This is a genomic window from Mycobacterium sp. AT1 (assembly GCF_002043095.1).
Classification (GTDB): Bacteria; Actinomycetota; Actinomycetes; order Mycobacteriales; family Mycobacteriaceae; genus Mycobacterium.
Genome location: NZ_MVOC01000044.1, coordinates 195,474 through 203,341, shown reverse-complemented (window position 1 = coordinate 203,341; position 7,868 = coordinate 195,474). Strand labels below are relative to the sequence as shown.

The 7,868-nt window shown below is 67.7% G+C and carries 8 protein-coding genes; 5 read left to right on the top strand and 3 right to left on the bottom strand.

Translation table 11 applies throughout. The annotated features are described in order from the left end of the window. Positions 1-266 (top strand): HNH endonuclease signature motif containing protein (locus B1790_RS35395; protein WP_233165237.1); only part of this gene is annotated, 266 nt, incomplete at its 5' end. Here the strand turns inward: B1790_RS35395 and B1790_RS20870 are convergent. Beyond that, positions 263-1,144 carry an SDR family oxidoreductase gene (locus tag B1790_RS20870; protein ID WP_079925141.1) on the bottom strand — a complete coding sequence of 294 codons (882 nt, stop codon included), beginning with the start codon at positions 1,142-1,144 and terminating at the stop codon, positions 263-265. The genes B1790_RS35395 and B1790_RS20870 overlap by 4 nt on opposite strands. Positions 1,145-1,230: 86 nt before the next feature. On the opposite strand from B1790_RS20870, the gene B1790_RS20865 reads away from it, so the two are divergent. Further along, positions 1,231-1,806 (top strand): TetR/AcrR family transcriptional regulator, encoded by a 576-nt coding sequence (locus B1790_RS20865; RefSeq protein WP_079925140.1) that lies wholly within the window; start codon positions 1,231-1,233, stop codon positions 1,804-1,806. A gap of 4 nt (positions 1,807-1,810) precedes the next feature. Here B1790_RS20865 and ilvD read toward each other — a convergent pair whose 3' ends face one another. Beyond that, positions 1,811-3,550 carry a dihydroxy-acid dehydratase gene (gene ilvD, locus B1790_RS20860; protein ID WP_079925139.1) on the bottom strand — a complete coding sequence of 580 codons (1,740 nt, stop codon included), beginning with the start codon at positions 3,548-3,550 and terminating at the stop codon, positions 1,811-1,813. A gap of 79 nt (positions 3,551-3,629) precedes the next feature. Here ilvD and B1790_RS20855 point away from each other — a divergent pair, with 79 nt between their 5' ends. The 3 genes from B1790_RS20855 (at position 3,630) to B1790_RS20845 (ending at position 5,733) form a co-directional block, all read left to right on the top strand. Beyond that, positions 3,630-4,223, top strand: coding sequence for a DUF305 domain-containing protein (locus B1790_RS20855; protein ID WP_079925138.1), 594 nt, complete (start codon positions 3,630-3,632; stop codon positions 4,221-4,223). Further along, complete coding sequence (locus B1790_RS20850) at positions 4,220-4,531, top strand: metal-sensitive transcriptional regulator (protein ID WP_079925137.1); 312 nt, start codon at positions 4,220-4,222, stop codon at positions 4,529-4,531. The genes B1790_RS20855 and B1790_RS20850 overlap by 4 nt, the downstream gene beginning before the upstream one ends. Positions 4,532-4,692: 161 nt before the next feature. After that, positions 4,693-5,733 carry a L,D-transpeptidase family protein gene (locus B1790_RS20845; RefSeq protein ID WP_079925136.1) on the top strand — a complete coding sequence of 347 codons (1,041 nt, stop codon included), beginning with the start codon at positions 4,693-4,695 and terminating at the stop codon, positions 5,731-5,733. 103 nt (positions 5,734-5,836) lie between these two features. Here B1790_RS20845 and B1790_RS20840 read toward each other — a convergent pair whose 3' ends face one another. Continuing rightward, positions 5,837-7,828, bottom strand: a complete 1,992-nt coding sequence (locus B1790_RS20840; protein ID WP_079925135.1) for a M13 family metallopeptidase — start codon at positions 7,826-7,828, stop codon at positions 5,837-5,839. Positions 7,829-7,868: the final 40 nt, after the last annotated feature.

The following is a 7,868-nucleotide window of genomic DNA, read 5'->3' as shown; positions in this document are numbered from 1 at the left end:
GAGCTACTGAGCTCGACAACTTGGTGTTGTTGTGCCCGTTTCACCACCGCCTTCATCACAGCGGGGGCATTACCATCACCGGGCCCGCCGGGCACCTGGTGGTCACCGATGCCGACGGCAAGACCCTCAACCCCGGATCACTGGCCCGGCCACCAACCCAGCCCCGCCCATCGGTGAAACCGTGTCGCGGCCCGTTGGGTGAACGCGCCGACTGGTGGTGGTACACACCGTTCGAGCCACAACCACCACCCGCCATTCCGAACTAGGGCTGGAGGTTCTCGAGGTCCTCGAGCAACCCGGGACGGGTGGTGCGCCAGCCAAGCGCGTCGCGCGTATGACGGCTGGACGCAGGTTGGTCCAGCAGGAAGATCTCGCCGAACGGGCCGAACTCCTCCAGCGACACCGGCTGGACGGGCAGTCCCAGTCGACGTCCGATGACGTCCGCGATGTCGCGCACCGCCACGCCCTCCTCGTCGACCGCGTGCCACGACGTGCCCGCCGGTGCGGACTCCAGGGCCAGCCGGAACAGAACGGCGGCGTCGCGTGCGTGCACGGCGGGCCAGCGTTGGGTGCCGTCGCCGGGGTAGCCCGCGACACCGGTGCGCCGCGCCGTCGTGGCGAGAAGCCCTGCGAATCCGCCGGTTCCGCGGTCGTGTGCGGTACGCGGGATGCGTACCGCGACGCTGCGCACCCCCTGCGATGCGAGATCTAGGAGTGCCAGCACGGCGCGGCCACGACCCCCAACCGGCCCCTCCGTCGGTGGCGGGTCGGCCTCGGTAGACGCGCGTCCCACGACCCACGGCGTACCGGAGGCGACGACGATCGGCCGGTCGCTGCCGGACAGCTCGTGACCCATCGTCGCCAACGCCTCCGTTTCCGTGACGATCTCGCGTGCCAACGCATCCGGGGTGGCTGCCTCGTGTCCGAACGCGAGGTGGATGACGCCGTCGGTTCGGCGGACTCCGTCCCGCAGGGCGTCGAGATCCGACAGGGTGCCGCGGAGCACCACGGCGCCCGCGTCGGACAACGCCGTCGCCGAGGCTTCCGAGCGGGCCAGCGCGAGGACGGTGTGGCCGTTGCCGAGTAGCTCGGCGAGGACGGGCGAGCCGATGGTGCCGGTTCCCCCGGTGATGAAGACGCGCACGGGACACTCCAATCGTTGCGATGAGACCTTTGTCCCGTCACCGTACAACTTGATGGGACAAAAGTCCCGTCGCTTAGGATGTGGGCATGGGTCGCTGGGAACCGGGTGCGCGTCAGCGACTGGTGCTCGCCGCCGTCGACCTGTTCACCGAGCAGGGCTACGACGCCACGACCGTCGCCCAGATCGCCGAGCGGGCCGGCGTCACGAAGAGCACGTTCTTTCGCCACTTCCCCGACAAGCGGGAGCTACTAGTCGCCGGCCAGGAAAGCATGTGCCGGTTGCTTTCCGAGGGCATCGCGGAGGCGCCCGGCGGCGCGAGCCCGATGGTGGCCGTCGCGACGGCCCTCGAACGCGTCGCGACGATGATGGGTCCGGACAACCGGGAGCTCGGACCCCGCATCAAGGCGGCCGTCGCGGCGAGCACCGAGCTGCAGGAGCGCGACGCCCTGAAGACGGTCAGCCTCGCGGCAGCCATGACGACGGCATTGTTGGCCCGAGGCGTTCCCGAGATGACCGCACACCTGGCCGGAGAGCTCGGCGTGCTGGCCTTCAAACAGGGTTACGCCCGCTGGTCCGAAAGCGACCAGAACGGACGCGATTTGGCCGAGTACGCCCTGTCAGCTCTGGACGAGCTGCGGACGGCGTCGAGGTCCCTGGACTGACCAGCTAGCCGCAGACCGCGCCGGTGGCAGCCGAGCCGACCAGCTTCCGGTACTTGGCCAGCACGCCGGTGGGGTACTTGGGCGGCGGCGGGGTGAAACCCGCCTTGCGGGACTCGAATTCGTCGGCGTCGACGAGCAGGTCCAGCGTGCCGGTGCCCACGTCCAGCCGAATCCGGTCGCCGTCCCGAACGAAGGCGATGGGGCCGGCGTCGACCGCTTCCGGCGCGATGTGCCCGACGCAGAGACCGGTGGTGCCGCCCGAGAACCGGCCGTCGGTCATCAGCAGCACGTCCTTGCCGAGTCCCGCGCCCTTGATGGCACCGGTGATAGCGAGCATCTCGCGCATACCCGGTCCGCCCTTCGGGCCCTCGTACCGGATGACGACGACGTCGCCATTGGTGATGGTGCCGTCCTCGAGTGCATCCATCGCGGCGCGTTCGCCGTCGAAAACCCTTGCGGTGCCCTCGAACACGTCGGAGTCGAAGCCAGCCGACTTGACCACCGCGCCCTCGGGAGCCAGCGACCCGTGCAGGATCGTGATGCCGCCCGTCGGGTGAATGGGATTGCTCATCACGCGCAGCACCTTGCCGTCGGGATCCGGCGGCTCGATGTGGGCGAGGTTCTCGGCCATGGTGCGGCCGGTGACGGTGAGGCAATCCCCGTTCAGCAGACCGTTGTCCAGCAGTGCCTTCATGACGACGGGCACGCCACCGATCTCGTCGACGTGCTTCATCACGTGGCGGCCGAAGGGCTTGACGTCGGCGAGGTGCGGCACCTTCTGCCCGATGCGGGTGAAGTCCGCCAGCGTCAACTTCACGCCGGCCTCCCACGCGATCGCCAGCAGGTGAAGCACGGCGTTGGTGGACCCGCCGAACGCCATCACGACGGCGATGGCGTTCTCGAACGCCTCGAGCGTGAGGATGTCACTGGTGGTGATGCCGCGGCGCAGCATCTCGACGACGGCCTCGCCCGACTGGCGGGCGTACTCGTCGCGGCGCTTGTCGATGGCCACCGGGGATGCGCTGCCCGGCAACGACATGCCAAGTGCCTCGGCGGCGCTGGCCATGGTGTTCGCGGTGTACATGCCGCCGCACGCGCCCTCGCCCGGGCAGATGGCGCGCTCGATGATGTCCACGTCTTGACGCGACATCAGCCCGCGGGCGCAGGCGCCGACGGCCTCGAAGGCGTCGATGATCGTGACTTCCCGCTCAGTGCCGTCGGTCATCTTGGCGACGCCGGGCATGATCGAGCCGTTGTAGAAGAAGACGCTCGCCAGGTTGAGGCGGGCGGCAGCCATGAGCATGCCGGGGATCGACTTGTCGCATCCCGCGAGGAGCACGGTGCCGTCGAGGCGCTCGGCCTGCACCACGGTTTCGACGCTGTCCGCGATCACCTCCCGGGACACCAGCGAGAAGTGCATGCCCTCGTGGCCCATGGAGATGCCGTCGGAGACGGAGATGGTGCCGAACTCCAGCGGGTAGCCGCCAGCGGAGTGCACGCCTCCCTTGACGGACTGCGCGAGTCGCTGCAGCGACATGTTGCACGGCGTGATCTCGTTCCACGACGATCCGACGCCAATCTGAGGCTTGACCCAGTCGTCGTCGCCCATGCCGACGGCCCGCAGCATTCCGCGGGCGGCGGTCTTCTCAAGGCCGTCCGTGACGTCGCGGCTACGGGGCTTGATGTCGGGTGATGAGCCGCTTGCGCGAAGAGCGTCAGGGCCGGGCGATGCGTCTGAGGGCATTGATCGATTATGCCTTCGGGTCGTTCGCCGACCAAACCATTCCGGATACCCCGGTGGGGTATCCGGTACGGTGGCTTTCATGAAGACGTTGATCGCTCTGCTGGCCGCCGTCGCCACAGCCCTGTTCGTGTCCGCCTGTACGAGCCCCAGCTCGACCTCGTCGGATGGTCACACCGACCACACCCACGGCAGCGAATCCAGTGCTGCCGCCCCGAACAACGCCGCCGACGTCGCCTTCGTCTCCGGCATGATCCCGCACCACGAGCAGGCGGTGGAGATGTCCGCACTCGTCCCGCAGCGGTCCACCAACCCCGAGGTGATCAAGCTCGCCGCCGACATCTCCGCGGCCCAGGAGCCCGAGATCCAGACAATGAAGGCATTCCTCGTCCAGTGGAACGCCGGCGAGGGTTCCGGGCACGAGGGCCACGACATGGGCGCCATGACCGGAATGGTCGACGACGACTCCATGGCGAAGCTGGAAACCCTCAAGGGTGCCGAGTTCGACAAGCTCTGGCTGACGTCGATGATTGGGCACCACGAGGGGGCCGTCACGATGGCCAACACCGAGATCGCCGACGGCGCCAACGCCGACGCGAAGGCGCTGGCCAGCCAGATCGTGACGGCGCAGGAGGCCGAAATCGCCCAGATGAAGAAGATGGTGGCCGCGCAATGACCGACCAACCGGTGGAAAACGCGGCGCCACACGGGTATTCGCCGCACAAGGAGAACTACGCCAAGCGGCTACGGCGCGTCGAGGGCCAGGTGCGCGGCATCGCCAAGATGATCGAAGAGGACAAGTACTGCATCGACGTCCTCACCCAGATCAGTGCGGTCAACAGCGCGCTGCAGTCGGTCGCCCTTGGTCTGCTCGACGAACACCTTGGGCACTGCGTGACGCACGCCGTCGCAGAGGGTGGCCCCGAGGCCGAGAAGAAGCTCGCCGAAGCGTCCGCCGCCATCGCGCGGCTGGTGAAGTCCTGAGCATTTGGCTGCGAGCAAGGTAACGAACCGTCGGCCCCGTGCGAAGAACAACCAGGTCAGTGCGGTTTCCGTCGAGCGGTGCCCCCGGGAGGTGGCTCATCGCCGGAAGTGCTTGGTCCCCGCGCTGTGTAACACTTGAATCACTGTATTGGAGGTGGCGCATGCGCCAAAGTACGTTCACGCGGACCACGACGCGATTTGCGACGGCGATCTTCGCCGCTGGTCTCATCGGAGGATTCGTCATCGGCAGCCCATCTGCCTGGGCAGATCCCGAGGTCAACCCGGATCCTGCGGCAATCGACTCGCAGCCGATCGAGGCTCCGGCCCCGCCCCCGTTCGGGGACGTGCCACCGCCCGCCCCGATGCCGTTCGGCTTCCAGCCGCCCGGAGATCCGATGGCGCCGCAACCGTTCAATCCGCTGGGCGCACCCGCGCCCGCGCCCGCGGTGATCCCCGAGGGCACACCTGCCGGACAGGATCCGACCCCGTACACCGGGCCGCCGGTCTTCGCCGCGCCGTCCTTCAACCCGAGCAACGGCTCGATGGTTGGCGTCGCCAAGCCGATCGCGATCAACTTCGCCCGGCCCATCGCTGACCGCCAGATGGCCCAGTCCGCGGTGCACGTCTCGTCGGTACCGCCGGTGCCCGGCAAGTTCTACTGGCTCAGTGACACGCAGCTGCGCTGGCGTCCGATCGACTTCTGGCCGGCCAACACCACCGTCAACATCGACGCCGGTGGCGCCAAGTCCACTTTCCGCACCGGTGAGTCGCTGGTGGCGACGATCGACAACGCCACCCACCAGATGCAGGTCGTCCGCAACGGAACGTTGGAGAAGACGTTCCCCGTGTCGCTCGGCAAGACGGGCAACGACACCCCCAATGGCACCTACTACGTGCTCGAGAAGTTCAACGACATCGTCATGGACAGCTCGACGTACGGCGTGCCCGTCAACTCCCCGCAGGGGTACAAGCTGAAGGTTCAGGACGCGGTCCGGATCGACAACAGCGGCATCTTCGTGCACAGCGCGCCGTGGTCCGTCGCCGATCAGGGCAAGCGCAACGTCAGCCACGGTTGCATCAACCTCAGCGCGGCCAACGCGCAGTGGTTCTTCGACAACTTCGGCAGCGGCGATCCGATCGTCGTGAAGAACTCCGTCGGGTTGTACAACCAGAACGACGGCGCCCAGGATTGGCAGATGTAGCTCGCCACTAGTCCGCGAGCAGACGTAAAGGGCCCTGAAACCTAGTGTTTCAGGGCCCTTTACGTCTGCTGGGGCCGCTTGCGGACTGCTGGGCAGCGGGCCCTTAGTTCCAGATGTGCACGCGCTGACCGGGTTCCAGGTACAGCTCGTCGGACTCGGCCACCTCGAAAGCGTCGTAGAAGGCGTCCAGGTTGCGAACGATGCCGTTGCACCGGAACTCCGGCGGTGAGTGCGGGTCGATCGCAAGTCGCCGGATGGCCTCGGCGTCGCGGGACTTGGTGCGCCACACCTGCGCCCAGCCGTAGAACACCCGCTGCACACCCGTCAGTCCGTCGATGACGGGAGCCTCGGACCCGCCCAGCGACAGTTCGTAGGCCAGCAGTGCGATCGACAGGCCGCCGAGGTCACCGATGTTCTCACCAACGGTGAAGGCGCCGTTCACGTGCTGCCCGCCGCTGAGCTGCCGCGGCACGTACTTCTCGTACTGGGCGATCAAAGCCTCTGTGCGCGAACCGAATTCGGTGCGGTCGCTGTCGGTCCACCAGTCGACGAGGTTGCCGTCGCCGTCGTACTTGGCGCCCTGGTCGTCGAAGCCGTGGCCGATCTCGTGGCCGATGACCGCGCCGATGCCACCGTAGTTGGCGGCGTCGTCGGCGTCGGCGTCGAAGAACGGCGGCTGCAAGATCGCTGCGGGGAAGACGATCTCGTTCATGCCCGGGTTGTAATAGGCGTTCACCGTCTGCGGCGTCATGAACCACTCGTCGCGGTCCACTGGGCCACCGAGCTTCGCCAGCTCGCGGTCGTAGCCGGCGGCGTTGCCCCGCTTGTAGTTTCCGTACAGGTCGGCTCGGTCGACGACCAGGTCCGGGTAGTCGCGCCACCGCACCGGGTAGCCGATCTTCGGGGTGAACTTGTCCAGCTTGGCCAGGGCCCGCTCGCGCGTCTCCGGTGTCATCCACTCGAGATCGTTGATGCTGACGCGGTACGCCTCACGGAGATTGGCGACGAGTTCGTCCATCCGGGCCTTGGCGTCCGGCGGGAAGTGCCGCTCCACGTACAGCTTTCCGACCGCGTCGCCCATCAGGTTCTCGACCAGCGCCACGCCGCGCTTCCAGCGGTCGCGAATCTCCTCTGTGCCGCTCAGCGTGCGACCGTAGAAGTCGAAGTTCTCCGCCACCAGTTCGTCGGTGAGCATCGAGGACCGGGCGCTGATCACCCGCCACCGCAGCCACCACTTCCAGTCCTCGAGATCCTCGTCGGCCCACAGCGCGGCGAAGGCCGTGAGGGTGTCGGGCTGGCGTATGACGACCTCGGCCGCAGCCTCAGGCGTGGTGCCGATCGCGGTGAGCCACTCCGACCAGGCGAACCCGGGTGCCTCGTCGACCAGTTCGGTGAACGCGCGCAGGTTGTAGGTGAGGTCCGCGTCGCGGCGCTTCACGACGTCCCAGTGCGCGGCGGCGATCTTGGTCTCCAGGGCCACGATTCGGGCGGCAGTGGCCTCCCACTCGTTGGGCTGCGGCTCCTCGCCGAGCGCAAGTGCCAGCATCCGCGCGATGTGTCCGGGGTAGGCGGCCAGGATCTCGGCGTGCTGGGCGTCGCGGTAGTAGGACTCGTCGGGCAGGCCGAGGCCGGACTGCGACAGATGCAGGAGGTAGCGCGTGGAGTCCTTGGAGTCGGTGTCGACGTACAGGCCCGTGCCGCCGCCGACGCCGGTGCGCTGCAGCCCGCCGAGGACGATTGCCAGCGCGGTCCGGTCTGCCGCGAGGTCCACGGTCTCGAGCTCGTCGACCAGTGGCTGCACACCGATCCGCGCGACCGCCTCGGTGTCCATGAAGCTGCCGTACAGATCGCCGACGCGTTGCTCGTCGGTGCCTGCCGCCGCATCGGCCGAAGCGGCCTCGACGATCAGGTCGCGCACCTGTTCCTCGGCCCGGTCGGCCAGCAGCCGGAAGGCGCCGTCGGTGGCGCGGTCAGCGGGGATGTCGCAGTCGGTCAGCCAGCGACCGTTGACGTGGCCGAACAGGTCGTCTTGTGGGCGGGTGTCGTCGTCGACGAAGGACAGGTCGATACCGGAGTGGGTAGCTTCTAACGTCACTCGACCATCCTGCCAGCCGCGGCCGCCTTGAGGGGCCGGG